This is a genomic window from Streptomyces sp. A01 (genome assembly GCF_059026195.1).
The window spans coordinates 29834-55698 of sequence record NZ_JBWLKN010000039.1 but is presented as its reverse complement, the minus strand read 5'-3'; the positions used below and the strand labels follow the sequence as shown (position 1 = coordinate 55698).

General features: G+C 72.4%; 17 protein-coding genes and 1 pseudogene. 12 read left to right on the top strand and 6 right to left on the bottom strand.

The window, feature by feature from the left end; genetic code table 11:
* The first annotated feature begins 237 nt into the window (after window positions 1–237).
* From AC5P1B_RS32790 to AC5P1B_RS32780, 3 genes are all read left to right on the top strand, one after another.
* Entirely contained in the window at window positions 238–1083 is an 846-nt protein-coding gene (locus tag AC5P1B_RS32790) for a GNAT family N-acetyltransferase (RefSeq protein ID WP_493891646.1), read from the top strand.
* Between the two features lie 25 nt (window positions 1084–1108).
* On the top strand, window positions 1109–1678 hold the full coding sequence (locus AC5P1B_RS32785) for a GNAT family N-acetyltransferase (RefSeq protein ID WP_493891645.1): 570 nt from the start codon (window positions 1109–1111) through the stop codon (window positions 1676–1678).
* Window positions 1679–2045: 367 nt separating this feature from the next.
* Window positions 2046–3755 carry a proline--tRNA ligase gene (locus tag AC5P1B_RS32780; RefSeq protein WP_493891644.1) on the top strand — a complete coding sequence of 570 codons (1710 nt, stop codon included), beginning with the start codon at window positions 2046–2048 and terminating at the stop codon, window positions 3753–3755.
* Between the two features lie 293 nt (window positions 3756–4048).
* Here the strand turns inward: AC5P1B_RS32780 and AC5P1B_RS32775 are convergent, their stop codons facing one another.
* The 3 genes from AC5P1B_RS32775 to AC5P1B_RS32765 all read right to left on the bottom strand — a co-directional run bounded on the left by AC5P1B_RS32775 (window position 4049) and on the right by AC5P1B_RS32765 (window position 6741).
* Window positions 4049–4999, bottom strand: coding sequence for an aminoglycoside phosphotransferase family protein (locus AC5P1B_RS32775; protein WP_493891643.1), 951 nt, complete (start codon window positions 4997–4999; stop codon window positions 4049–4051).
* Window positions 5000–5355: 356 nt separating this feature from the next.
* Entirely contained in the window at window positions 5356–5811 is a 456-nt protein-coding gene (locus tag AC5P1B_RS32770; RefSeq protein WP_493891650.1) for a ferritin-like domain-containing protein, read from the bottom strand.
* A gap of 357 nt (window positions 5812–6168) precedes the next feature.
* Window positions 6169–6741 (bottom strand): hypothetical protein, encoded by a 573-nt coding sequence (locus AC5P1B_RS32765; protein WP_493891649.1) that lies wholly within the window; start codon window positions 6739–6741, stop codon window positions 6169–6171.
* Between the two features lie 208 nt (window positions 6742–6949).
* Here AC5P1B_RS32765 and rimP point away from each other — a divergent pair, with 208 nt between their 5' ends.
* The 9 genes from rimP (at window position 6950) to AC5P1B_RS32720 (ending at window position 21619) form a co-directional block, all read left to right on the top strand.
* A complete protein-coding gene (gene rimP / locus AC5P1B_RS32760) occupies window positions 6950–7462 on the top strand; it encodes a ribosome maturation factor RimP (RefSeq protein WP_493891642.1) in 513 nt (170 codons plus the stop codon).
* Window positions 7463–7464: 2 nt separating this feature from the next.
* The gene (gene nusA, locus AC5P1B_RS32755; protein WP_493891641.1) at window positions 7465–8469 is read left to right on the top strand and encodes a transcription termination factor NusA; all 1005 of its coding nucleotides are present in this window, start codon (window positions 7465–7467) and stop codon (window positions 8467–8469) included.
* 313 nt (window positions 8470–8782) lie between these two features.
* Window positions 8783–9061 (top strand): YlxR family protein, encoded by a 279-nt coding sequence (locus AC5P1B_RS32750; RefSeq protein WP_493891640.1) that lies wholly within the window; start codon window positions 8783–8785, stop codon window positions 9059–9061.
* Window positions 9062–9215: 154 nt separating this feature from the next.
* A complete protein-coding gene (gene infB / locus AC5P1B_RS32745) occupies window positions 9216–12383 on the top strand; it encodes a translation initiation factor IF-2 (RefSeq protein WP_493891639.1) in 3168 nt (1055 codons plus the stop codon).
* Window positions 12384–12551: 168 nt separating this feature from the next.
* Window positions 12552–12845 carry a DUF503 domain-containing protein gene (locus AC5P1B_RS32740; protein ID WP_493891638.1) on the top strand — a complete coding sequence of 98 codons (294 nt, stop codon included), beginning with the start codon at window positions 12552–12554 and terminating at the stop codon, window positions 12843–12845.
* A 92-nt stretch (window positions 12846–12937) separates the two neighbouring features.
* Window positions 12938–13468 carry a 30S ribosome-binding factor RbfA gene (gene rbfA / locus AC5P1B_RS32735; protein WP_493891637.1) on the top strand — a complete coding sequence of 177 codons (531 nt, stop codon included), beginning with the start codon at window positions 12938–12940 and terminating at the stop codon, window positions 13466–13468.
* Window positions 13465–14367 carry a tRNA pseudouridine(55) synthase TruB gene (truB, locus tag AC5P1B_RS32730; protein WP_493891636.1) on the top strand — a complete coding sequence of 301 codons (903 nt, stop codon included), beginning with the start codon at window positions 13465–13467 and terminating at the stop codon, window positions 14365–14367. Before rbfA ends, truB begins: the two co-directional genes overlap by 4 nt.
* Window positions 14368–15097: 730 nt before the next feature.
* A complete protein-coding gene (locus AC5P1B_RS32725) occupies window positions 15098–20596 on the top strand; it encodes a hypothetical protein (RefSeq protein ID WP_493891635.1) in 5499 nt (1832 codons plus the stop codon).
* 45 nt (window positions 20597–20641) lie between these two features.
* A complete protein-coding gene (locus tag AC5P1B_RS32720) occupies window positions 20642–21619 on the top strand; it encodes a bifunctional riboflavin kinase/FAD synthetase (RefSeq protein WP_493891634.1) in 978 nt (325 codons plus the stop codon).
* Between the two features lie 175 nt (window positions 21620–21794).
* Here the strand turns inward: AC5P1B_RS32720 and AC5P1B_RS32715 are convergent, their stop codons facing one another.
* The 3 genes and pseudogenes from AC5P1B_RS32715 to AC5P1B_RS32705 form a co-directional block, all read right to left on the bottom strand.
* The gene (locus AC5P1B_RS32715; RefSeq protein WP_493891648.1) at window positions 21795–24866 is read right to left on the bottom strand and encodes a MinD/ParA family ATP-binding protein; all 3072 of its coding nucleotides are present in this window, start codon (window positions 24864–24866) and stop codon (window positions 21795–21797) included.
* Window positions 24867–25245: 379 nt separating this feature from the next.
* A complete protein-coding gene (locus AC5P1B_RS32710) occupies window positions 25246–25608 on the bottom strand; it encodes a hypothetical protein (RefSeq protein ID WP_493891651.1) in 363 nt (120 codons plus the stop codon).
* Between the two features lie 38 nt (window positions 25609–25646).
* Window positions 25647–25838, bottom strand: a pseudogene (locus tag AC5P1B_RS32705) (hypothetical protein); the annotation flags it as partial.
* Between the last annotated feature and the right edge of the window lie 27 nt (window positions 25839–25865).

Below are 25865 nucleotides of genomic sequence, written 5' to 3'. Positions count from 1 at the left end.
AAGACCGTGCCGGAGTCGAAGATCGTGGAGACCCTGATCGACGAGGCCATGAAGATCGCCGAACAGATGGAAAAGGACGGCATCGCTTCCGGGGACCCTGAGGTCACCGTCGGCTGACCGTGGTCGCCCCCCGCCGGTCCACGGTTGACAGGGGGTGGTGCGCTGGGTGGCGAGGTACAGTGCGATGGCGGGTCTCCCTCCGGCCCGCAGGTCCGCGACGATGAGGCAAATCGACACGTGCTGACGACGACCACCACCCGGGTGCTTGAGCCAGGTGAGCTCGACGCGGCCCTTTCGGTTCTCAATCGCGACCCGGTAGCCAACGCCTTCGTGGCGGCCCGGGTGCAGGCGGCGGGGCTTGATCCCTGGCGGCTCGGCGGCGAGATGTGGGGCTGGTACGCGGGTGGGCGGCTGCAGTCGCTGTGCTACGCCGGAGCCAACCTGGTTCCCATCTGCGCCACGCCAGAGGCCGTACGGGCCTTCGCTGACCGCGCCCGGCGCGCCGGACGGCGCTGCTCATCGATCGTCGGCCCCGCCGACGCCACGGCCGACCTGTGGTCCCTGCTCGAACCCAGCTGGGGCCCCGCCCGCGAGGTCCGCGGCCATCAGCCCTTGATGATCACCACCTCGATGCCCGAGAACGTCGCGCCCGATCCGCTCGTGCGCCGCGTCCTCAAGGACGAGATGGAGGTGATCATGCCCGCGTGCGTGGCGATGTTCACCGAGGAGGTCGGCGTCTCGCCGCTCGCGGGGGACGGGGGTCTGCTCTATCAGGCCCGGGTCGCCGAACTGGTCGGAGCCGGACGCTCCTTCGCCCGCATCGAGAACGGCCAGGTCGTCTTCAAAGCCGAGATCGGCGCGGCCACCCAGCAGGCGTGCCAGATCCAGGGAGTATGGGTCGCCCCCGAGTACCGGGGGCGCGGCCTGTCCGAGACCGGCATGGCCGCCGTACTCGGCTACGCGCTCCATGAGGTCGCTCCCGTCGTCAGCTTGTACGTCAACGACTACAACGCCGCCGCCCGCGCGGCGTACCGGAGGGTCGGATTTCAGGAAGTCGGCGCGTTCATGAGCGTGCTGTTCTGACTGCTCGGCCAGTAGGGTGCCGCTCATGTCGCATCCCCCCGCGGGACAGCTCCCAGATCCCCGAGGCGTCGTCATCGGGCCACTCGACCTGGTCACCCGGGTTGACGACGCCCTCGCCGTACAGGCTCTCGCTTTCGGCCTGACGGATGACGAGATCGGAGTACGGCGGCACATCGTGCTCCGTCACCTCAGCACTCCCGGCGCCCGCGCACTCGGCGCCACCACGGAGACGGGGCGCCTCGTCGGCTTCGTCTACGGTCTGCCCAACGACCGCACCCACTGGTGGTCCACAGTCGTCGAGCCGTACCTTCGCGCCGAAGGACAAGAGGACTGGCTGAATAACGCCTTTGTCATCACCGAACTCCACGTCCACCCGGCCTACCAGAACCGCGGGGTCGGCCGAACGATGATCACCTCGATCACCGACGGAGCCGTCGAGCCGCGCAGCATCCTCTCGGCGATCGACTCCGAGACCCCGGCCCGCGGCCTGTACCGCGCCCTGGGCTACCGCGACCTCGCCCGCCCCGTCCACTTCCCCAGCGCCCAGAGCCCGTACGCCGTGATGGGCGCACGTCTGCCGCTACGACGGCAGTGAGGGAGCAGGGGAGGGAGGAAGAACGGGCGAGGCAGATCGGCGGCTACGGGGCACGCGCGGCTACGGGGCGTGGAGCACGGGGGACGGAGCAGGGAGCGTGGCGCCACGGGGCGCGGGGCGCGGGGGTCCTGGGCAGGCGTGGGGCATGAGTGCGGGGGACGGGGCGCCGCCCCACGGGGCACGGAGCCTGGCGCGCGGGGCACGGGGGCCTGGGGCTGAGAACAGACGGGCGTGGGCGTGGGCGTACGGAGCACGGAGCGCGGGCCCGTGTGTTACCGCGACCGCGGGCGGTGGGGGCACCCATTTCCCCGTCGTGACCCGCGGCGGCTAACCTCTCGCTCACCGCACCTCGCACGCAGGAGATCCCATGGCCCACGCCGTCCACGTCCAGCGCATGTCCACAATGCTGCTCAAGACACTGCGCGACGACCCGGCCGACGCCGAGACCGCCAGCCACAAACTGCTCGTCCGCGCCGGGTACGTCCGCCGTACGTCGGCGGGTGTCTGGTCCTGGCTGCCGCTCGGCAAGAGGGTCCTGGACAACGTCTCCCGGATCGTCCGGGAGGAGATGGACGGCATCGGCGGCCAGGAGGTACTGCTTCCGGCCCTGCTGCCCCGTGAGGCGTACGAGGTAAGCGGCCGCTGGGAGGAGTACGGTGATCTGCTCTTCCGCCTCAAGGACCGCAAGGGTGCCGATTACCTCCTGGGCCCCACCCACGAGGAGATCTTCACTCTGACGGTCAAGGACCAGTGCACGTCCTACAAGGACCTGCCGGTGATCCTTTACCAGATCCAGACGAAGTACCGGGATGAGGCCCGGCCGCGTTCGGGTGTGCTGCGGGGCCGCGAGTTCCAGATGAAGGACTCGTACTCCTTCGACACCACCGACGAGGGCCTCGCCGAGTCCTACCGGCTGCACCGTGAGGCGTACACCCGGATCTTCGAACGTCTCGGGCTCGACTACCGGATCGTTTCCGCGGTCTCCGGAGCCATGGGCGGCTCGGCTTCGGAGGAGTTCCTGGCTCCCGCCGCCGCGGGCGAGGACACGTTTGTTGACTGCCCGGCGTGCGACTACGCGGCGAACACCGAGGCGGTCACGGTCGCCGTGGTGCCTCAGGACGGCACCGTGCACGGCCCCGTCGAGGAGTTGGACACTCCCGACACCCCCACGATCGAGACGCTTGCCGAGTACTTGGGCGTCCCCGCCTCAGCCACCCTGAAGAACCTTCTGGTCAAGGTCGATGGTGAAATCGTGGCAGTCGGCGTTCCTGGGAACCGTGAGGTGGATCTCGGCAAGCTGGGGGAGCACCTGGCGCCCGCCACTGTCGAGCTGGTGACCGCCGAGGACTTCACGGACCGGCCTGATCTTGTACGCGGCTACGTCGGCCCGCAGGGCATGGCCGGAAAGGCGTTCCGGTTCATCGCCGATCCGCGCGTCGCCCCCGGCACGTCCTGGGTCACCGGAGCCAACAAGGCCGACGCGCACGCTCGCAATGTCGTCTGTGGTCGCGACTTCGAGGTGGACGACTATCTGGACGTGGTCGTTGTCGAACCCGGTGACCCCTGCCCCGCCTGCGGCGCCGGTATCGAGCTCGACCGGGCCATCGAGATCGGCCACATCTTCCAGCTTGGCCGGAAGTACGCCGACGCCTTCGAGCTTGATGTTCTTGGCCGGCAGGGCAAGCCCGTCCGGGTGACGATGGGCTCGTACGGTATCGGCGTCTCTCGCGCCGTGGCCGCGCTCGCCGAGCAGACGCATGACGAGTCTGGCCTGTGCTGGCCTCGCGAGGTGGCCCCGGCCGATGTGCACATCGTCGCGGCTGGCAAGGCACGGCAGACGGAACTCGCGCTGGAGATCGCCGAGCGGCTGGGCGCGGCGGGAGTGCGTGTGCTGGTGGACGACCGCGCCGGGGTGTCGCCGGGCGTCAAGTTCACCGACGCCGAACTCATCGGGGTACCGACCATCCTCGTCGTCGGACGCGGTGCGGCGGACGGCGTCGTCGAGCTGAAGGACCGTCGTACGAACGAGCGTGAGGAACTGCCGGTCGACGAGGCCGTGGCACGCCTCACCGTGTGACGAGCTGGTGACTTGTTGACCTGATGATGTGACGGCCTGACAGTTGCCGCACGGAGCACGGAGCACGGAGCACGGAGCACGGAGCACGGAGCACGGAGCACGGAGCACGGAGCGGGGCAGGAGGCCCGACTGCCCCGCCCCGTGCCCCGTGCTCCGCCTGAGCGCGAACGCTCCTGGGCCTGGCCGCGCTCCGTGGACTATGCCGTGCTCGTGGGCGCCGGTCCTGTCGCCCCGTGTTCCGTGACCCGTGTCCCCGCCCTGTGCTCACGGCCGATGACCGCCGTTGACTGGCGCTACAGCCAGCCCGCGAACTCCAGAAGGAGTTCGCCGTCCTCGCGGTCACCGTGCGCCAGGCAATGCGCACCCGCCTCCACGGAGCGGATGAGGGCCCAGCCGCGCAGCCGGTCTCGGTCGACGTCGAGTGAGTCGGCGAGCTTGTTCACGCGGCGTCGGGCGGCGTTGGCCGCACTCGGCAGCGCCACCAGGGTGTCCAGGCGGTCGCGAGCGAGCCAGGACAGGTCGTACGCGCGCTCGCCGACGACGGGCTCCGGGGCGATGGCCAGCCATGGGGCACGGTCGGCTGCCAGTACGTTGCCCTGCTGAAAGTCGCCGTGCAGCAGCAACTCCTCGGTGGTGTCGGCCAGCAGCCCCGCTTGTACATCGAGCGCCTCGTCGATCAGCGGTACCGCGTCGACGGCCCAGGGCTGGTCACGCCACTCGTGCAGCTCGGAGGAGGCCCGGGCCATGCGCTCCGAGACGGTCGGGAACGAGTGGCCCTCCCGCGGTGGTACCCACAGGCGACGGACGGTCTCGGCGGCCTCCAGTATCGCCTTCGGCTCCGCCAGGGAACGCAGGCTGACTTCGCCGTGCAGCCGCTCCAGCAGGAGGGCGCCCTCCGCTGGGTCGCTCCGCAGCGGCCGAACGGCACCCGAACCGTTCCAGTGGGCCAGCGCCGCGTGCTCGTGCTCGGTGCGCTCCGTCAGCATGCTGAGCTTCAGGGCAGCCGGGGTTCCGTCAGCCTGCCGTACGAGGACGAGCAGGCTGGATCGGCCACCCGGGGTCCGTACCCGTTCCGCCGTCAGTTCCCAGCGCTCCAGGAGCCGCTGGGCCCGGGCGGGGAGCGTCGCCAGCCATGCGTCGCCCGCCTCGCCCCGCTCGGCGTGCAGAGCGCGCACCAGGCGCTGGGGCGGTTCGAGGTGAACGTCCGCGTGCTCCCTGCCGCCGTCCTGCGGTGCTGATGCCATTCCCGAGCTGTCCCTTTCACTTGCCTGGCTGCCCATGCGTGCGGCGGCGTCGTGCGCGCCGTCGCGCCCGGGTGCTCGACCGCCCGTCCCTTGTGGGCGGCGTGGCGGTTCCCGATCTCTGCGCGTAGCGCTCTTCGCGCTTGCCGCCGATTCGCTGAGCGTTACCCGTGCTCCATGCCCCGTGCTCCGTTGCGGCCTTTCGCCCCGTGCCCCGTGCCCCGTCCTCCGTGCCCCGTCCTCCGTTCGGCCGGGACCAGGCCGCCGTCACCGCCCCGTGCCCCGTGCTCCGTTCGTTTCCCTGGGCTCCGCTCTCTTCCCCCGCCCCGGTCAGTGTCAGGAGCGCGGAGCGGGTCCGGTCACAGAGCGTCGGCCGCACCGTTCGCGGATGCCGTCGGGACGCTGCCTGCGGCCCGTTCGGTGAGCCCAGGGAAGGCTACGCCGCTGCCGCGCCAGCGCACCGCCCGGACTGCGGCTTCGCGGAGCGCCGCGGCGGCCTCGCGGCGTGCGGCGCCCTCCGTGGCCCGTACGAGGTCGGCGTACACAGCACAGACCCTGCCCTCCAACTCGCTGGCGAGCCGCGCCGCTGTGGCCGTGTCAGGCACCGGGAAGGGCAGCGCGTACGCGGCGGCGGCGCTGACGGGATCGCCCTTCAGCTCGCGGACGGCACGGTCCAGCGCGTCCCGGCGCGCTCGGTGCGCGGTCAGCCCCTCACGGGCCTCTGCCAGCCGCTGGTCCTCGATACGCCCGCCGACCACGCCGTAGCCGTAGACAGCCGCGTGCTCGGCGGCCAGTGCTGCCTGGGTGGCCCGCAACGCACGGTCACCGGCGTCCTCGCCGTCACCGTCGCCGGAGTCGGCGCCGGAGTCCGTGTCAGAGGCGAGAGCGAGCGTGGAGGTGGAGGTGGAGGTGGAACGGAAGTACGGGTCTGGCCCTGGGGCTGACTCCGGCTCCGGGTCGGATGCCGAACTACGGGCGGCGCGTGGCCAGGCGCTGGTCATGTCGCCATCCTTCCCTAGTCCTGCTCTGCGGTGCTGTTGCCCGCTCCGTCTCTGGCCGCGCCGCCCCGTGCCCCGGGCCCCGTTGCGGCCTCGGCCCCGTGCCCCGTCTACCGTCCACCGTGCCGCCCCGTGCTCCGTCCACCGCCCCCCTACGTGGCGCGGCCGAGATGCTCATGTGCGGCTCTCCGTCAGCAGGTACGCGTGGGCGGCGCCGCTGGCGGCTACGGAGGCGAGGAGGCGGGCGAGTTCGGGCGGGGCGGCGGCGAGTGCGGTGGTGCGGGCGTCGGCTGTGCGCCGCTCCGCGTCGGCGAGCGCGGTGAGCGCCTTGCGGGCGTCGCGGGGCACACCGCGGGCTGGGCGCGTGCCGCCGGGTGTGGCGGTAGCGCCGCCGTCGGCGGGCTGGGACGGGGCGCCCGGCGGTGGAGCGGCGCCGAACGCCTCAGCGTGGCGGGCGACCTCGTCCCGTAGTGGCCGCAGCCGGTCGGCGAGCACCGGGTGGACCTCGGCTGTCGCTTCGTAGCGCGCGAGCAGGGCGGTCGACTCCCGTCCGGCGCGTGCCCGCAGTCGCTCCTCGTCCGCGGCGCGCGCGTCCGTGTCCGCTCCGTGTCCGGAGTCGTCGGAGCAGCCGCTCAGCAGCGCCGTGACGCCCATGGCACCGAACGTGCCGCCGGCCAGCGCGAGCAGGCTTCGTCTGCGCGGGCCCGAGGGGCCCGGCGATGTCGTCGTGAGCGGCACGTTCCTCATTCCCTGCTCGTGATCACCGCTGGCGAGCGTACCGATCACTCTCGGCTGTGTGGTGCTGCCCCCGCCGTAGGTGGCCTCGTACGGCGGCGGACTTCGGGGCCGGACGACGGCGCGGCCTCCGAATCGTCAGCGCGCCGCCGGAACAGCTAGGCTTTGACCCGACACGCGACTTTCCCACAACAGCACACGCGGCCGAGGAGTCACCCGGATGAGCACCACCCAGAGCGAGAGGCTGCGCGAACTGCTGGCACCGCTCGTCAGCGCGCGAGAGCTGGATCTGGAAGAGGTCGAGGTGACACCGGCCGGGAAGCGGCGCGTGCTCCGTATCGTGGTGGACTCCGACGACGGCGTGCAGTTGGACGCGTGCGCGGAGCTGAGCCGCGCGATCTCCCAGCAGCTCGACGAGACGGACGTCATGGGCGGTGCCCCGTACGTCCTTGAGGTCACCTCTCCCGGTGCCGACCGGCCGCTCACGGAGCCGCGGCACTACCGTCGCGCTACCGGTCGCCTCATCAAGGCGCAGCTCGTCGAGGGCGGGGAGCTGATCGCTCGGATCGTCGCCGTCGATGACGAGGGGCTCGCCCTGGAAGTTCCCGGGGTGAAGGGCCGTAAGCCCACCGAGCGCCGACTGGCTTTCACCGATATCTCCAAGGCACGGGTGGAGATCGAGTTCAATCGCAAGACCACTGACAAGAACGACGAGAGCCAAGAGGAGGCGTAGCCGTGGACATCGACATGAGTGCCCTGCGGGGTCTGGTACGGGAGAAGGAGATTTCGTTCGACCTGCTGGTCGAGGCGATCGAGGCCGCTCTCCTCATCGCGTACCACCGTACTGAGGGCAGCCGCCGCCGAGCGCGCGTGAAGCTGGACCGGGAGACCGGTCATGTGACGGTGTGGGCGAAGGAAGACGCCGCCGACCTGGAGGGCGCGGCAGAGGGCGCCGAGCCGCAGGAGTTCGACGACACTCCGACCGGTTTCGGCCGGATCGCTGCCACGACCGCCAAGCAGGTCATCCTGCAGCGGCTGCGGGACGCCGAGGAGGAGATCACGTTCGGTGAGTACGCCGGGCGTGAGGGCGATGTCGTGGCGGGCGTCGTCCAGCAGGGCAAGGACCCCAGGAACGTCCTCGTGGACATCGGCAGGCTTGAGGCGATCCTGCCGGTCCAGGAGCAGGTCCCGGGTGAGGACTACTCGCACGGCACCCGGCTGCGTACCTATGTCGTGCGGGTGGTCAAGGGGGTGCGTGGCCCATCGGTGACGCTCTCGCGTACCCACCCCAACCTGGTGCGGAAGCTGTTCGCGCTGGAGGTCCCGGAGATCGCGGACGGTTCGGTGGAGATCGCGGCCATCGCCCGTGAGGCTGGTCATCGCACCAAGATCGCCGTGCGGTCCACCCGCTCGGGACTCAACGCCAAGGGTGCGTGCATCGGCCCGATGGGCGGCCGGGTCCGCAACGTCATGGCCGAGCTGCATGGTGAGAAAATCGACATTGTGGACTGGTCGGACGACCCGGCGGACCTCGTGGCCAACGCGCTGTCCCCGGCACGTGTGAGCAAGGTCGAGGTGGTGGACCTGTCGGCGCGCTCGGCGCGGGTGACCGTTCCCGACTACCAGCTGTCGCTCGCGATCGGCAAGGAAGGCCAGAACGCCCGGCTCGCCGCGCGTCTCACCGGCTGGCGGATCGACATCCGGCCGGACACCGAGCAGCAGTCCGCCGACCAGGGCTGAGCCGGGCCCAGGCCGCCCCGTACGAGCCGACGGGTGCGTTTGGTGGACGGCGAGGGCTTGGGTCGGCTTGACGCGGGGCACATGCCGACCAAGGTGCCAAGGTCGGTGCGCCGTGGTGGGACCGAAAGCCGTGAAGTGGCTGAGGCGCCGGGGAGGCTCGGCGCCTCAGCCGTTGCGGCGCCTCCGGCGAGCCAGCGTGCACGGAGGGTCACCGGTGGCGCGATAGCGACCTCGGTGGCGAATTAAAAACCCAGGAAACGTTCGATCATTGCCCCAAACGGGTGAGGTCGTCTCGGGGAGGTAGACTTAAGCAGTGTCTGGCCGGACGCGTGACAGCGCATGCCCTGAACGAACGTGTGTGGGGTGCCGGGATCGCGCGGCCAAAGACGATCTGCTGCGCATCGTGGTGGTCGAGGGCATTTGTGTCCCCGATCAGCGCGGTACGCTGCCCGGCCGGGGTGCTTATGTGCACCCGGCACTGGTCTGCTTCGACCTGGCGGTTCGCCGCCGGGCGTTCCCCAGGGCCTTCCGGGGCCGGGGCCCGCTCGACACGACGGCCCTGCGCCAGTACGTCGAGCACGTAACACCGTAAGAGTGAAGAAGAACGGCACGGGACACCGTGCGGTCAGGTACCTCGCGAGTTGGAAGTAGGTCGAGATTGCGATGAGCACTCGATGAGTACGCGATGAGTACGCCCATGAAGTAGCGACGGTCCGGCGGACAACCCCGGACCTAAAAGGAGCGATGTGGCTAAGGTCCGGGTATACGAACTCGCCAAGGAGTTCGGGGTTGAGAGCAAGGTCGTCATGGCCAAGCTCACTGAACTCGGTGAATTCGTACGTTCGGCGTCCTCGACGATCGAGGCGCCCGTTGTACGCAAGTTGACTGACGCTTTCCAGCAGGGCAACGGTTCTGGCCGTGCCGCTGGCAAGCCCGCGGCGCCGCGCAAGGCGACGCCCGCCAAGCCGTCTGCACCCACCCCGCAGGCGGCCCGTCCGGCTGCCCCCAAGGCTCCGGCGCCCGGCACCAAGCCGGCCGCCGCCGAGTCCGATGGCGGCACCAGTGCGGCGCCCGCTCCGGGCCCGCGTCCCGCGCCGGGCCCGAAGGCTCCGACGCCGGGCCCGCGTCCGGCTCCGGCCGCCCCTGCGGCGCCCGCTGCCCCCGCGGCGCCCGCCGCCCCGGCGGCTCCGGCCGCCCCGGCGCAGCCTGAGTTCACTGCCCCGCCCGCGGCTCCGGCCGCACCGGCGGGTCCCAAGCCCACCGGCGCCAAGCCCGCCGCGACGCCCGGCCCGCGCCCCAGTGCTCGTCCGGCCGCGCCCGGTCAGGGCGGCCAGGGCCAGGGTGGCCGTACCGGCGCCCCGCGCCCCGGTGGCCAGGGTCAGGGTGCGGGAGGCCGTCCGGGTGGACGCCCCTCCGGCCCGCGCCCGGGTAACAACCCCTTCACGTCCGGTGGCAGCACCGGCATGTCCCGCCCGCAGGCGCCCCGTCCCGGTGGCGCCCGGCCCGGCCCCGGTGGTCCGAGCCAGGCTGGTCCCCGTCCCCAGGGTGGCGCGCAGGGCGGTCACGCCGGTCCGCGTCCGCAGGGTCCGGGCGGCGCTCGTCCGAGCCCCGGCGGCATGCCCCGTCCGCAGAGTGGTCCCGCCGGTGCCCCGCGCCCCGGTGGCGGCCCCGGTGGCCCCGGTGGTAACCGTCCGAACCCGGGCATGATGCCGCAGCGTCCCGCTGCCGGTCCGCGTCCGGGCCCGGGTGGCGGCGGTGGCCGCGGCCCCGCCGGCGCCGGTCGCCCCGGTGGCGGTGCCGGTGCTGGTCGTCCCGGTGGCGGTGGCGGCTTCGCCGGTCGCCCCGGTGGCGGTGGCGGCGGCGGTCGTCCCGGTGGCGGTGGCGGCTTCGCCGGTCGTCCCGGTGGCGGTGGCCCCGGTGGTGGCGGTGGTTTCGGTGGCCGTCCCGGTTTCGGTGGCCGTCCCGGTGGCCCCGGTGCCCGTGGCGGAACGCAGGGTGCCTTCGGCCGTCCCGGCGGTCCGGCGCGCCGTGGCCGTAAGTCGAAGCGTCAGAGGCGCCAGGAGTACGAGGCCATGCAGGCCCCGTCGGTCGGCGGCGTGATGCTGCCGCGCGGCAACGGACAGACCGTCCGCCTGTCGCGTGGTGCCTCTCTGACCGACTTCGCGGAGAAGATCAACGCCAACCCGGCGTCGCTCGTCGCCGTGATGCTCAACCTCGGCGAGATGGTCACGGCGACCCAGTCGGTCACCGACGAGACGTTGCAGCTCCTCGCTGACGAGATGAACTACACCGTCGAGATCGTCAGCCCGGAGGAGGAGGACCGCGAGCTTCTTGAGTCGTTCTCCATCGAGTTCGGTGAGAACGAGGGCGGCGAGGAAATGCTCGTCTCCCGTCCGCCGGTGGTGACCGTCATGGGTCACGTCGACCACGGTAAGACGCGACTGCTGGACGCGATCCGTAAGACGAACGTCGTCGCGGGCGAGGCCGGTGGCATCACCCAGCACATCGGTGCCTACCAGGTCGCGACCACCGTCAACGGCGAGGACCGCGCGATCACCTTCATCGACACCCCGGGCCACGAGGCGTTCACCGCCATGCGCGCCCGTGGTGCGAAGTCGACCGACATCGCGATCCTCGTGGTGGCGGCCAACGATGGTGTGATGCCCCAGACGATCGAGGCGCTGAACCACGCCAAGGCGGCCGACGTGCCGATCGTGGTCGCGGTCAACAAGATCGACGTCGAGGGCGCGGACCCGACGAAGGTGCGCGGTCAGCTCACCGAGTTCGGTCTCGTGGCTGAGGAGTACGGCGGCGACACCATGTTCGTCGACATCTCCGCCAGGCAGGGCCTGAACATCGACAGCCTGCTTGAGGCCGTCGTCCTCACCGCCGACGCCTCGCTCGACCTGCGCGCCAACGCGGAGCAGGACGCGCAGGGCATCGCGATCGAGGCGCACCTCGACCGTGGCCGCGGCGCCGTGGCCACCGTGCTCGTCCAGCGCGGCACGCTGCGCGTCGGCGACACGATGGTGGCGGGCGACGCGTACGGCAGGGTCCGGGCGATGCTCGACGACACCGGCGCGAACCTCGAAGAGGCGGGCCCGTCGACTCCGGTCCTGGTACTTGGTCTGACCAACGTGCCGGGCGCGGGCGACAACTTCCTGGTCGTCGACGAGGACCGTACGGCCCGTCAGATCGCCGAGAAGCGCGCGGCTCGCGAGCGCAACGCCGCGTTCGCCAAGCGCACCCGCCGGGTGTCCCTTGAGGACCTCGACAAGGTGCTCAAGGCGGGCGAGGTCCAGCAGCTCAACCTCATCATCAAGGGCGACGCGTCCGGTTCGGTCGAGGCCCTGGAGTCCTCGCTGCTCCAGCTCGACGTCGGCGAAGAGGTGGACCTGCGGATTCTGCACCGCGGCGTCGGTGCGGTCACCGAGACCGACATCGACCTGGCGGCGGGCTCCGACGCCATCGTCATCGGCTTCAACGTGCGGGCCGAAGGCCGCGCCACGTCGGCGGCCGAGCGCGAGGGTGTGGATGTGCGCTACTACTCGGTCATCTACCAGGTGATCGAGGAGATCGAGGCAGCCCTGAAGGGCATGCTCAAGCCGGAGTACGAAGAGGTCGAGCTCGGCACGGCGGAGATCCGCGAGGTCTTCCGCTCCTCCAAGCTCGGCAACATCGCGGGTGTCCTTGTCCGCTCCGGTGAGGTCAAGCGCAACACCAAGGCGCGCCTCCTCCGTGACGGCAAGGTCATCGCGGAGAGCCTCAACATCGAGGGGCTGCGCCGCTTCAAGGACGACGTCACCGAGATCCGCGAAGGGTTCGAGGGTGGTATCAACCTCGGCAACTTCAACGACATCAAGGTCGACGACGTCATCGCGACGTACGAGATGCGGGAGAAGCCCCGCGGCTGATCTCGTCTGACATAGTCCGGGGCCGGTCGGCGGGCCCCTCGTGCCGCCCGCGTGCGGCAGGAGGGAGAATTCCCGTCGATCGGCCCCGGCTGTTGCGTGTACGGTTCTGGTGTCCCTGCCAAGCAGTGGCGGGGAGCTACCCCGAACCGGCGGGTTAACCGGACGCCCATGTATGTAGGGACCCTGTCCTTTGATCTGCTCCTCGGCGACGTCCGGTCGCTGAAGGAGAAGCGCTCCATCGTTCGCCCGATCGTCGCCGAGCTGCACCGTAAGCACGCGGTGAGCGTGGCGGAGGTCGGTGACCAGGACCTCTACCGCAGGGCCGAGATCGGCCTGGCGGTGGTCTCCGGGGATACGGGGCACCTCGCGGAGGTACTCGACCGGTGCGAGCGCTGGGTCGCAGCCCGGCCCGAGGTGGAGCTGCTGTCGGTACGGCGGCGGCTCCATGGCGATGACGACTGATCACCGCTGACGGCCGCGGGCGATGCCTGCCTGGTGACCGGGGCTGACGACCGACGACTGATACGTGAACCGAAGAAGAGAGAAGAAGACGCATGACCGACACCGCGCGGGCACGCAAGCTGGCTGACCGCATCCGGGTCGTGGTCGCGGAGACCCTTCAGCGCCGGATCAAGGACCCGCGGCTCGGCTACGTGACGATCACGGACACCCGGGTCACCGGCGACCTGCGGGACGCGACCGTCTTCTACACGGTCTTCGGCGACGAGGAGGAGCGGACCGCCTCGGCGGCCGCGCTGGAGAGCGCGAAGGGCGTCCTGCGGACGGAGGTGGGCCGTCAGACCGGCGTGCGCTTCACCCCCACCCTGACGTTCGTCCCCGACGCGCTGCCCGACAACGCCCGCACCATCGACGACCTCCTCGCCAAGGCGAAGGCCGCCGACGCGCAGGTGCGGGAGGCGTCCTCCGGTGCCGCGTACGCGGGTGACGCCGACCCCTACCGCAAGCCGGAGGAGGACGACGACGCCCCCGGCCTCGACACCGAGGGCGAAGGCGAGAACGCCACCGGCGAAGCCGCTGAACAGGGCGGCGCCGAGGGCGGGAACGAGGGCACCCCGAAAGCATGAAGCGCAAGGGGACCGGTCCCGACGGACTGGTGATCGTGGACAAGCCCGCCGGGTTCACCTCCCATGACGTCGTGGCCAAGCTGCGCCGTTTCGCTGGGACGCGCCGCGTCGGGCACGCCGGAACGCTCGACCCGATGGCGACCGGTGTGCTCGTCATCGGCGTCGAGAAGGCGACCCGGCTGCTCGGCTACCTGGCGTTGACCGAGAAGGAGTACGCGGCGACGATCCGGCTCGGGCAGAACACCGTCACCGACGACGCCGAGGGCGAGATCACCAGCTCCGTCGGAGCCGTCGGCGTCGAGCGGGCGGCCATCGACACGGGCGTCGCCAAGCTGACCGGTGACATCCAGCAGGTGCCGTCCAAGGTCAGCGCCATCAAGATCGACGGAAAGCGGTCGTACTCACGCGTGCGCGAGGGCGAGGACTTCGAGATCCCGGCCCGGCCGGTGACCGTCTCCGCCTTCGCCGTCCACGAGGTGCGCGCCGCCGTGGCCGAGGACGGCACCCATGTCGCCGACCTCGACGTCACGGTCGTCTGCTCCTCCGGCACGTACATCCGTGCGCTCGCTCGCGACCTCGGCGCCGACCTCGGCACCGGCGGTCACCTCACGGCCCTGCGCCGTACCCGGGTCGGCCCGTACGCCCTCGACAGGGCGCACTCACTGGCAGACCTGGAGGCCTCCCTGACGGTCCTCCCGATCGCGGAGGCCGCCGCGGCCGCCTTCCCCCGCTGGGACGTCGACGCCGACCAGGCGCGGCTGCTGGGCAACGGCGTCCGGCTCCGCGCTCCGGAGCTGGGAGTCGCCGGCCCCATCGCCGTCTTCGGCCCTGACGGCCGCTTCCTGGCGCTCGTCGAGGAACAGGACGGCAAAGCGAAGAGCCTGGCCGTCTTCGCGTAGCCGGTGCTCGACCGCCCGGTCGGTACGGGGTGTGCTGTGCGGTACGGGGCGGGTACGACGGGCGCCGTGATGCGGGGCGGTGAGTGACGGCGCAGAGCTCCAGTGGCGTACGGGGGACGGAGCACGGGGCACGGGGCACGGAGCCTGTGCATGGGGCGCGTGCGTGCTTCGCACGGTGAGCCGGGCGCTGGGCTCGCGAGGGGGACGCGGCGGAGTTCCTGCGGGCGTACGGGGCACGGGGCGTGTGTGCGTCGCATATGGGTTGGGACGGGGCATGGGGCGCCCGTGCGGGGCGTGGAGACGGGCTGCTGGCCTTGCTCCGCCCACGCCACGGGCCGGGGCGGCCTTGGCCGCGCTCTGCGGGGCTGGCTGCTGAGCCTCGCCAGGTCCTTCGGGCCGGACTCGCTACGGCGGGACCGGCCCGGCTGCGTTTTCCGTGGTGGAACGGTGTGGGCCGGGCGGGCCGGGCCGGGCCGAGTGGAGTGGCCCGGGCGAGGAGGCCGTTGATCTCCAGGCGACCGCCGCTCCGTCCCCGTTCGTAGCCCCTATCCGTACTGGGGCCGGGATTCACCCCATCGGACGGGCGCTCGGAGCGAACGACGGGGGCGAAGGGGGGCGCTCAGGCCTCGTGATCTTCCAGCGCGATCACTCGCCACCTACGGTTCGGGGCACGGGGCGAGAGCGGGCCCCGTGGGCAGAGCACGACCGCTCGGCGGGGAGGGTGCGGCAAATGGTGGTGCGGCTGGCCGAAGCGGAACGGGCGCTGGTACGCATCCGAGACCTGGCCGGACGGCCGCGCGGGTTGGGGTTTGTCGCTGACGACCTCGGCACCCTGGTCACCAGCCACGAGGCGGTGGACGGCCTCGCCCGTCTTGTCCTGCACGCACCGGGTGACCACACGTGCCTTGTCGACGCCGACGCGGTCACCTGTCTCCCCGAGTCGAATCTGGCGCTCGTACGTACGACAGGGCTGGCCGCGCCCCCCTTGCCCGTCGCCGCGGCCCGGACGGTGCGGGAGGGAGCGGCCGCGTTGCTGCTCGACGACGGTTGGCTCCGCGCGCGGATCGTCGGCCAGGTCGCGGTGACGTACACCGCCACCGACCGTTTTCACCTGCTGGATGACGCGTTGGAGCTGTTTTTCGAAGAGGAGCCGTACGGAGCCGCGTGCGGCTCCGAGTGCCGATGCGGCGGCGTGGACTGTGACAGCGGCGGTGGCCGCGAGCCGGGACGCGACGGCACGTGTGACCGAGAGTGCCCTCCGAGCGGCGGTGGCCTTACCAGCGGCAGTGGCCCCTCCCGTACCGCTGGAGCGTGTGGTGGCGACTGCGTGCGAGGCCGCTCTCCGGGTTCTGGGGCCGCCGCCGCGGACCATGGGCGGCTCCAGGGAGTGTCCCCCGTGGCAGACGTAGGCCATTCCAAGGGCAGGGGCGAGTCGAAAAGGAGCCGCAGCGGTCACGACGAACGGTTCGAGCTGGGCGGGTACGCGTCGGGGGCGCCTGTCCTCGACGTCACGACGGGTGCCGTTGTCGCTGTCCTCGGCACCGCCCTGCAGACCAGCTACCGGGCACAGAGCATCGCCGTTCCCTTGCGAACGGCGGCGGAGGTGGCCTCAGCGGGGGCGCTGGCCGCGCTCTTCGCCCGCAACGGGGCCACGGTGCCCGCGTTCGGGGCGGACCTCAATCTGGCGGGAGCGCTTCAGCTGACCGCCATCTCGGTAGGCGCGGCCGGGGACGCGCGCCAGTGGCGTGAACCCGTCGCGCGGCCCGAGACCCGCGCGGAGTTCGACCGCTTCCAGGCCGACCGGACGGCGCAGAGCGCGGCTGACGAGGCTCCGGAGGCTGACACGCCCACGGCGGTGAGGGCGGGTGTGGAGACGGGGTTCAGCGAGGGCGCGGGGGAGAGTGCGGACGCGGGCGTCGGCGGGGGCGTAGCGACGGACGCGCGTGCGGGTGTGCGTGGGGATGCGGGCGGCTGGGCGGCGGGCGGCGCGGGGGACGGGCCCGGGGCTGGGGAGAGGCGCGGTGCCGGAGGTCGGGAAACGGGGCGCGGGTCTGCCGGTCCCGCACGCGTTCTCGGCCTGGTCGGCGACCCCGGCACGGGGCGTACGACGGAACTCGCCGCCCTCGCCGCGCGCCGGGCGCGTGGCCCCGAGCCCGCGCCCACGGTGTGGCTGCGCGGCGCGGACCTCTGGGCCGGCGACGACGACGTAAGGGACGCGCTGGAGCGGACGCTGTGCGAAGCCGGCCGGATCGTCGCGGCATCCTCGGTCGGGAACGCGAATGCGAACGGGAGCCGGAGCAGAGACGGGGAAGGTGACGGGGACGGCGGCGAGGATGCGCACGGCCACGGCCAGGGTCGTGCGGAGGCGCGTACGACCGGTGCGGCCGGTGACGTCGCGCCCGCGACCCCGGACGACGTGGCCACACTGGCGACCGCCGCCGGCAGGCCGCTGCTCATCCTCCTCGACGGCCCCGAGGAGATGCCGCCGGCGCTCGCACCGAGGATGCCACAGTGGACGTCGGCGACGGCCGAGTGGTTACGCCAGACCGGAGCCCGCCTGATCATCGCTTGCCGCCCCGAACACTGGGAACAGGCCGGACCACTGTTCCCGGCGGGAGCTCTGCACAGGCCACGGCAGCCCGCTGCCGCCCGGCCAGGGGCGTCCTCGGCGCTCTTCCCCGGGCTCCTCGGGGCGAAGCCGCGGGTGCTTCCCGACTGCGTACGCCTCGGTGACCTCACGCCGAAGCAGGCCGAGCGCGCCCGAGCGCGCTACGGCCTCCCCGCTGGCTGCGTGGCGAAGGCGGATGAACGGCATCCGCTCGCACTCAGGCTGTTCGCGGAGGTACGAGCCGCTCTTCCGGGCGCGTCGGCTCCATGGGGCGCGGTGGACGGGGCGTCGGCGGCATGGGGCACGGGGCGCCCGGGGGCCCGTGCTGGCTCGGGAGGCGAAGGCAGCCTCACCGGTGCCGGGCTTGGTGCTGGCGCGGAGGCCGATGGCGGAGGAGCGGGCGCGGACGGCCATCCTCGCGGTCGTGCGGGCGCCGGGGCCGGAGCCAGCGGAGAGCACGGCGCGGACGGGGCGGGACGGGGCCCGGAGCCGCCAGAGAGCACGGCACCGGACCGTTGGGAGATCTTCGCCGCCTACCTCGACCTCGTCTGCCTGCGGATCGCCGTACGACTCGCTGCGGCTGAGCATCCGCCCCTGCGCGGCACGGCGGTACGGCGGCTCGCCGCGAAGGTCTCCGGGCAGGTTCACGAGGCTGCCCGGCGGTGCCTTGGCCCGGCCCAGGGCGAACTCGACCGGGAGTCCTTCGAAGCGGTCTTCCCGTGGAGATCGGGGTGGGCGGCGGCCGTCCTCACGGAGGGCTTGCTGGTGCCCGCCGGGGCCGGGTACCGCTTCGCGCATGAGGAGTTCGCCGACTGGCTCCAGGGCACCCATCTCGATGTGAAGGCGGCGCTCCATTCCCTGGTCCACCGTTGGCAGGGACCGAAGAACGCGGCGGCATCCACACCGGCGCGGCCCCCTGAGCCCCGTCAGCCGCACCCTGGTGAGGGAAGCTGCGAGCCGTCACCGTCGCCTCCGCCCCCGGCAAGCGCACAGCCCCGCGCGCTTCCGGTGCCCCGGCACCGGATCGGACCCGTGGTCCAGGCGCTGCTCCTGGTCGGGCGACGCTCCGGCCCCGGCGAACTGTCCCCTCTGCTCACCGAATTGGTGACAGCGGTGGATCGCTCGTGCTGGTATGGGGGGTGGGCGGCGACGGAGCGGACGTCAGCCTCTGTCGACCTGCCGCGCCAGCCGGGTGGTGACCGGCGGACGTCCGGGCACGCTGCCACGGAGCCCCAGTCGGCCACGCGACGGGCGGAGCGACCGGTTGCCGAGGTGAGCGCTACGCGCCCCGAGGCCGACGGCCCGTTCGCCGCCGCACGCGCGCCGCGGCCTGGCGCACACCTCTCGCACGATGTCCGGGACCCGTTGCCCGCGACCGCTGATGTGCCGTCCCCCGGTGCTGACGTACCGCCCCTCGGCACGGAGGCGTCCTGGTGGGCCGCGCATCTGCTCGGCGAAGTGCTCCTCCGGGTGCCCGACGCGAGCTTGTATCTGGACGTCGTGACGTCGCTCGCCGAACGGGTCACACTCCGCTCCGTGCAATGCGGCGGCTTCGATGGGAACGCCACTCCTGGGCTCGGAGGGCTCGCCGACTTCGGGCCGTGGTTCTGGCTGCGCCTGCCCGTCGCACTGGCCGACCGTATCGACCTGCTCCGTAGGCTGCTGCCCGCCGACGGCCCGCCACCGCCGCCAGGTGACCGGCAGGACGACCGGTTTCTGGCCGCCGTCGGACTGCTGCTCCGCGCCGACCCCCGCACTGTGCAGCCGCTGCTGTGCCGGTGGTTCCCCGACGAGAGGCCGCTGCCCGCCACGTCCGGGACGGCGGTAACGCCGGACATGCGGCCGACGGTGGCCGCTGCCGCGCAAGCGCTGCTCTACACGTATCGCCAGCGCTCCATCGATGACCTCACCGAGGAGCTGGTGAACGCCGCGCACCGGCACGCCGATGAACTGCTCGCCGCACTCGCCGAGGACGAGCCGTCCGCACTGTGCCGCGCCGTGGACCGGTGGGCGCACGACGAACGGCCCGAGCGACATGTCGCGGCGGCGACGTACGGGCTCAGCGTGGTGCCGTGGGTCCGCACCGACGCCGACCGGGAACTGCTCCGTTACGCAGCACTCGCGCTGCTCGCCCGGGCCACCGACTGCACACTGCACGGTGCGGCCCTCGCCCTCCTCGTGCGCGACCCCGTCCAGCGTTCCACGTACCTGCCGGCCGCTGTCGCACGGTTCGTCGCCGGTGATCCGCACCTGCCGGCGAGTGCGCTGGGCGCGGCGATCGACCCGCACCCGGAGCCGGTGCTCGCCGCCTTCCAGGTGCGGCTGTACGAACCAGGGGAGGGCGCTGACGAGGTGCTGCGTGTCCTCGCCGAGGTGACCACGCCCTCGCTGGAGCGGCGGGTAGCCACCCTCGTACGAGAACTGGTCGAGCACCGCCCTGAGGCCGCTCGGTCCGTGGCGGCGTTCGTGGACCGGAGGCTGGAACAGGGCCCGGCCGCGCGCGCGGTGCTGTACCCGCTCGTGGCGGACATGCTGCGCGGCCAACCGGTCGTGGTGCGGCGCGCGCTGGCGCCCGTCCTCGCTGCCCCGGGGACGCGCACCTCACTGCCCCTGCGGCAGGAACTGCTGGCTGTGCTGCTGGATCGCGAGCGCTACGGAGCGTACGAGCAGTCCACCGAGGCGGGAAACGCCGCCGTGCTGGACGCGTTGCTGCGAGCGGCGGCGGAGGGCGCCGCCGAGCGTGCGGAAGACCACACGCGGGACCTCGTACACCAGACGGGCATGCTGCTCGTCCGAACGCCGGAAGGAGCTGCTTGGTTCGACCGGAGGCTGGCGCAGCTGGCACGCGAGGTGCCGGGCTTCGCCTCCATGGTCTGGAGCTGGCTGGAGACGGCGCCGAGCGAGTGGGCGGCGATGGTGGGCTCCAGCGCCCGACGGGAGTGCGCCAGCCTGGCCATGCGCGCCCGTACCGTCTCCGAGGCGGATGGCGCGGCGGACGACCGGCTGGACCATACGGGCGACATGGCAGGAGTCACGGCCGCCGGCGCGGCCCCGGATGCGAGCCGCCGCGCGGCGGACGGGTCGGCGCTGTGCCCCGAGGGACTGGGCGCGGAGCCCAGCCCACGGGGCGCGGAGCAGCCGCTACCGGGCATGGAGCAGCTGCTACGGGGCGCGGAGGAGGATCTGCGCGGCGCCGGACCGGGACTACGGAGCACGGGGCGGGGCCTACGGGGCGCGGAGCGCGGGGCACGGAGCACGGAGCGCGGGGCGGACACCCGCGAGGACGGGGGGCATGGCGCACGGCCCACGCGGCCCGCGCCGGAGACTCCCGCAGCACGCGGAGCGGATGGAGCGGCAGGAGCGGGCGACGGGGACGGAGCGGCAGGAGCGGCGACGGACGGGGCACGGGGCACGGAGCACGGGGCGGAGCCGGCCTGGGGCCGAGGCGCGGCCGATGTCGCGGCAACGACGGGGCACGGGGCCCCGTGCCCCGACGCTGGAGCGGGCAGCGACGCACGCGACAGGGCCGCCTTCGAGGTCGGCCCGCAGCCTGCCGCCTGGGGCGGCGCGGACCGGTGGGTGGGTGATGCGAGGCGCGGGCCGTGGGCATGGCAGTCTTAGACCTGCGTAATCGACAGACAAAGGTTCGGGCGAGGAGCGGGCACAGTGCAACGCTGGCGTGGCTTGGAGGACATCCCCGAGGCTGCTTTCTTTGGGCCTGGGGGACGCAGCGTCGTCACCATCGGCTCCTACGACGGAGTACATCGAGGGCACCAACTGATCATTGGCCGGGCGGTTCAGCGGGCTCGTGAGCTGGGCATCCCTGCCGTCGTGGTGACCTTCGACCCGCATCCGAGCGAGGTGGTACGCCCTGGCAGCCACCCACCGCTGCTCGCTCCGCACCACCGGCGCGCCGAGCTGATGGCTGAGCTGGGCGTCGACGCGGTGCTGGTGCTGCCGTTCACCGCGGAGTTCTCGAAGCTGCCGCCCAGCGAGTTCGTCGTCAAGGTTCTGGTCGACAAGTTGCGCGCCCGTGTCGTCGTCGAGGGACCCAACTTCCGCTTCGGCCACAAGGCGGCGGGAGACGTGGATCTGCTGAGGGAACTCGGCCGGGTGTACGACTACGACGTAGAGATCATCGACCTGTACGAACGGGGCGAGGCGGGCGGCGGCGAGCCGTTCTCCTCCACTCTGACCCGCAAGCTGGTCGCCGAGGGCGACGTGGCGGGTGCCATGGAGGTCCTCGGACGGCCGCACCGGGTCGAGGGTGTAGTGGTGCGCGGTGCTCAGCGTGGCCGTGAACTCGGCTATCCGACGGCCAACTTGGAGACCCTTCCGCATACCGCGATCCCTGCCGACGGCGTGTACGCCGGGTGGCTGACGGCGGACGGCGAAAGGATGCCCGCGGCCATCTCGGTGGGAACGAACCCCCAGTTCAACGGGACCGAACGGACCGTGGAGGCGTACGCGATCGACCGCGTCGGGCTCGATCTCTACGGGATGCACGTGGAGGTCGACTTCCTCGTGTTCCTGCGCGGGCAGGAGAAGTTCGAGTCGATCGAGGCGCTGCTTGAGCGGATGGCGATCGACGTCAAGCGCGCCGGGGAACTGGTCGAGGCGCACGACAGCGGCCTGGCCGGCTGACACGCCCGGCTGTGTCCGGTCGAACCGGCTGACACGGAGCAGAACGAGGCCCGCACCGTCCGTACGGTGCGGGCCTCGCCCTTTGCCTCCTCCTCAGGCTCCTCCGGTCACGCCTCAGCCAGGCCTCCGGTCACGCCTTGGCACTTGGCCGCCGGTCGCTGCCCGGCTCCGCCCGTTACTGCTGCGGCGCCGCCGGGGGCTGCGGCCAGCCGTCCTGGTGGGGGTTTTGCTGGTCGCCTTGTCCCGGCTGCTGGTACGGAGCGGGGCTGGGCTGCCCAGCCTGCGGGTAGCCGTACGGGGGCTGCTGACCGGGCTGAGCCTGCTGCCCCGGCTGACTGGGGGCGGCGGCCTGCTGCCCCTGCTGTCCCGGCTGTGCTTGCTGGCCGGGGTACGGAACCGGGGGCTGCTGCTGCCAGCTCTGGCCCTGCTGGGGGCCCGGCTGCTGTGGGTAGCCCTGTTGCGGCGGGGGTTGCTGCCCTGGCTGGTCCTGCCCCGCCGGAGGCGACTGGGGCGGAGCGTAACCCCCCGGCTGCTGCTGGTGCTGCGGGTACCCGGGCTGCTGCTGCCCTGCCACCGGCTGGCCGCCCTGCTGACCGGGCAGCGGCGGGGGGAGGTGCGGCGGCTGGGCGTTGCCGTCGGCCGTCCACAGGCCCTGTTCCTGCTGAACCCGTGCGAAGTCCTCGGCGACCATGGCCGAGAGGTGGAAATACGCGTCCCGGGTCTTGGGCCGCATCATGTCCAGGTCCACCTCGGCGCCTGCCGCCAGGTGCTCGTCGAACGGCACCACGACGACGCCGCGGCAGCGCGTCTCGAAGTGCGACACGATGTCCTCGACCTTGATCATCTTTCCGGTCTCGCGGACACCGGAGATGACGGTGATGCTGCGGGAAACGAGATCGGCGTAGCCGTGGGCCGACAGCCAGTCCAGCGTGGTGCTCGCACTGCTCGCACCGTCGACGGAGGGCGTCGAGATGATGATGAGTTGGTGGGCGAAGTCGAGGACGCCGCGCATGGCGCTGTAGAGGAGACCGGTGCCCGAGTCGGTGAGGATGATCGGGTACTGCTTGCCGAGCACCTCTATGACGCGGCGGTAGTCCTCGTCGTTGAACGTCGTCGAGACGGCCGGGTCCACGTCATTGGCGAGGATCTCCAGCCCGGACGGCGCCTGTGAGGTGAACCGCCGGATGTCCATGTAGCTGTTCAGATACGGGATCGCGGTGACCAGGTCGCGGATCGTCGCTCCCGTCTCACGCCGGACCCGGCGCCCCAGTGTCCCGGCGTCCGGGTTGGCGTCGATCGCGATGACCTTGTCCTGGCGCTCGGTGGCGAGCGTCGCACCGAGAGCGGTGGTCGTCGTGGTCTTGCCGACGCCGCCCTTCAGGCTGATGACGGCGATGCGATAGCACGACAGCACGGGCGTACGGATCAGCTCCAGCTTGCGCTGCCGCTCCGCCTCCTCCTTCTTGCCGCCGAGCTTGAACCGCGAACCCGCGTTGTTGCTCTGCCTCTTGGGCTTCTGCTTGGTGCGCAGCAACCGGTCGGCGGACAGCTCCACCGCGGCGGTGTAGCCGAGCGGGGCCCCGGCCCCGTGCCCCGTACGCTGCCGCGGGTCGGCGGGTGCGGTGGGCCATTCACCGGAACGCGGATCGGCGATGGCACCGGGCTGCGGGTATCCGGGAGTGCCGGACGCACCGGGCGCCTGGGCGCCGGGCTGCTGCCCGTGCTGGGCCGGTTGTCCGGGGCCACCCGGCTGGTGCGCCGGGGCGGTGCCAGGCGCGCCTTGCTGAGGGAAGCCATAACCGCCTTGCGCGGCGGCGGCGTTCGGGCCGACGGCTGCCGCGGGGTTCGCCTGAGCGCCGGTGGCGCCCTGCTGCGGGAAGCCGTAACCGCCCTGCGGAGCGGCGGCGTCCGGCCCGGGGCCGGGCTGGCCCTGCTGAGCCGGGAACGGCTGCTGCTGCGGGGCGGGAGCCTCAGCCGGGTTGGTTGCGGGCGGCGGGAACTGGCCCGCCGGGGCTCCTGAGCCGACAGGGCCGCCCGTAGCGGCTACGCCACCGGTAGCGGGCTGCGGGTAGCCGTAACCAGCCGACGGGGCAGCGGCGTCCGGGCCTGCCGCTCCGTAGGGGGCGCCCGGCGTGTTCGCCGGGTTCGCCTGAGGCGCCGGGGCAGCGCCGGGCTGCGGAAAACCGTAGCCCCCGTGCTGGCCCGGGCCACCGGCGCTCCTCGGGTCCTGGCCCTGTGCGCCAGCCGCCGGTGGCCGGCCCGGACCGGGAGCCTGATGAGCGGCTGGAGCCTGCTGTGCGGCGGGCGGCTGCTGGCCGGTGCCGGGCGCCTGGGACGCACCGGGGTACGGCGCGTGACCGGGCGCGCCCGCTTGCGGATATCCGTAACCGCCTTGTGGCGGCACCGTGTTGGGGGCCGGCTGCTGCTGGGCGGGCGGCGGTGCGACGCCGGGCTGGGCCTGAGCGTTCGGAGCGGGCGGCGCCCAGTCCTGACTCTGCCGCTGTGGCACGGACGCGCCATCGCTCGGCGGCGCGGTGTCCGACGGCGCGGCCTCGCCGGGCGCCGTGCCATGGACGGGAGCACCGGAGGCGCCGGACGAGTGCGGCGTGTGGCCGCCCCGCGAGGGCGAGCCCCAGGGGGTGCCGGAGGCGGGAGGCGTGGCAGGGCCGCCCGCTGCCTCGGGCGCCGGTACGGAGCCAGGCTGCTGGTGCGTGCTGGGCGGCGTGGCGGGCTCGAAGTTCGGCGGCAGCGGCGGCAGCCCGGTGTGCGGGGCGGCCGGGGGAGTCCAGGCGCTCGCGGGCCGGTCGGTGGACGCGTAGAGCGGCGTCTGCGGGACCGGCTGCGGTGCGTCCCGCGGAGCGACGGCGTCGCGCGGTGCCGCGTCTCGCGGTTCGGCACCGGCTACGGGCGGTGTGTCCGCCGGTCCGGAAGCCGGGGACGGCGCGTCGGCCGGTTCGGCGCTTCCCGGGCCCTGGGACTCGTTCCGTCCGTCCGCGGCCTCGTCGGCCCCGATGCCACGGGCGCCCTCGCTCGCCGCCAGTTCGGCGAACTCACGGCGCAGTGAGGCCGTCGAGATGCGCATCGTGGCATAGCTGGGGACATCACCCTGCCCGGCAGCGGCCGTACCCGTCCCCGCACCGGCGTCGGTGCTCGCCCCGTCCTCCCCGGCGCTGCTGCCACCGTCGAGGGAGCCGCGCGAGTCGTCGGTGCCCGCGGCGCTCGGCGTGCCGGCGGTGGACGGCGCCATGCTGATCGCGTCTCGGTTCTCATCATCAGCTGCGGCTGACGCCCCGTCGCCGCTCCCGGCGTTCCATGCCTCCGGCGCGGAGCCCGGCTCACCGGTGGCGGCGGGCTCTGCCGTACCGGCCGACGACGAGTCACCGGCCGACCGGGCCTCGCCCGCCCCAGTGAGCTCCGGACCAGGGTCGGCACCGCCCCGTTCGTCCGAGGTGGCACCCACCGGACCGGGCAGCCCGGGCAGGTCGGGCACCGACGCCGCCCCCGCGCCACTCGCTTCGGAGCCGGAGCTGGGGGAGGCGCCTGAATCCTCGTCCGAGGCAAGGCCCTGGCCCGGTGCCTTCGGGGCGGCGTCCGCCGCGCTGTCGTGCGGCGTCCGCGGCGCCGTCTCAGACGGATCGGAGGGGGGCGTCACCGTCGGCGGCGACCAGGACGTCGGGAACGTCTCCGGCTGCGGCAAGCCAGGGACGGCTACCGGGCTGCCGGTCGGTGGCGGCAGCGTCACCGGTGAATCCCCGGCGTTGGAATCCGCTGAATCCGTGGCGTTCGACGCGTCGTACGCGCCCGCGGTCGGCGCGGTCGTCGGAGGCGCGGGAGGCGCGGGAGGGGCCGACGGCGGGGGGGAGGGCCACGACGACGAAGAAGACGCCGATGTCGAGGACGACGCCGTCGGAGGCGGCGGTGACGAAAACGACGAAGACGGCGAAGACGACGAGGAGGGCGAAGAGGCCGCAGCGTTCTGCGTATACCAAGCGGGCGGGGTGTAGTCGATGGTGAACTCGCCCGTGTGCTCGGCGTCCGCGTCGGACTGATCCTCGCCCGGGGTGGTTCCACCCGTGTGGATCTCGTCCCGATCGCTGCTCACAATGCCTCCTGCTGGTGTGGTCGAACACCCTTGAATGTTTCGGCGGGCCGACCGTTCTCGACCGTTCCCGTCGTACGACCGCTCGGCGTTCCCCCATTTGTGACGCGGAGCGACCATGATCAGGTTTCCCGCCCCACACACCAA

Bases quoted from the DNA above. Each gene is read 5' to 3' on its own strand.
- AC5P1B_RS32775 (WP_493891643.1), bottom strand. From the start codon at position 4,999: ATGGCATCAGCACCGCAGGACGGCGGCAGGGAGCACGCGGACGTTCAC.
- AC5P1B_RS32715 (WP_493891648.1), bottom strand. From the start codon at position 24,866: ATGGCGCCGTCCACCGCCGGCACGCCGAGCGCCGCGGGCACCGACGAC.
- rbfA (WP_493891637.1), top strand. From the start codon at position 12,938: ATGACCGACACCGCGCGGGCACGCAAGCTGGCTGACCGCATCCGGGTC.
- AC5P1B_RS32785 (WP_493891645.1), top strand. From the start codon at position 1,109: ATGTCGCATCCCCCCGCGGGACAGCTCCCAGATCCCCGAGGCGTCGTC.
- truB (WP_493891636.1), top strand. From the start codon at position 13,465: ATGAAGCGCAAGGGGACCGGTCCCGACGGACTGGTGATCGTGGACAAG.
- AC5P1B_RS32765 (WP_493891649.1), bottom strand. From the start codon at position 6,741: ATGAGGAACGTGCCGCTCACGACGACATCGCCGGGCCCCTCGGGCCCG.
- AC5P1B_RS32725 (WP_493891635.1), top strand. From the start codon at position 15,098: ATGGTGGTGCGGCTGGCCGAAGCGGAACGGGCGCTGGTACGCATCCGA.
- AC5P1B_RS32780 (WP_493891644.1), top strand. From the start codon at position 2,046: ATGGCCCACGCCGTCCACGTCCAGCGCATGTCCACAATGCTGCTCAAG.
- rimP (WP_493891642.1), top strand. From the start codon at position 6,950: ATGAGCACCACCCAGAGCGAGAGGCTGCGCGAACTGCTGGCACCGCTC.
- AC5P1B_RS32740 (WP_493891638.1), top strand. From the start codon at position 12,552: ATGTATGTAGGGACCCTGTCCTTTGATCTGCTCCTCGGCGACGTCCGG.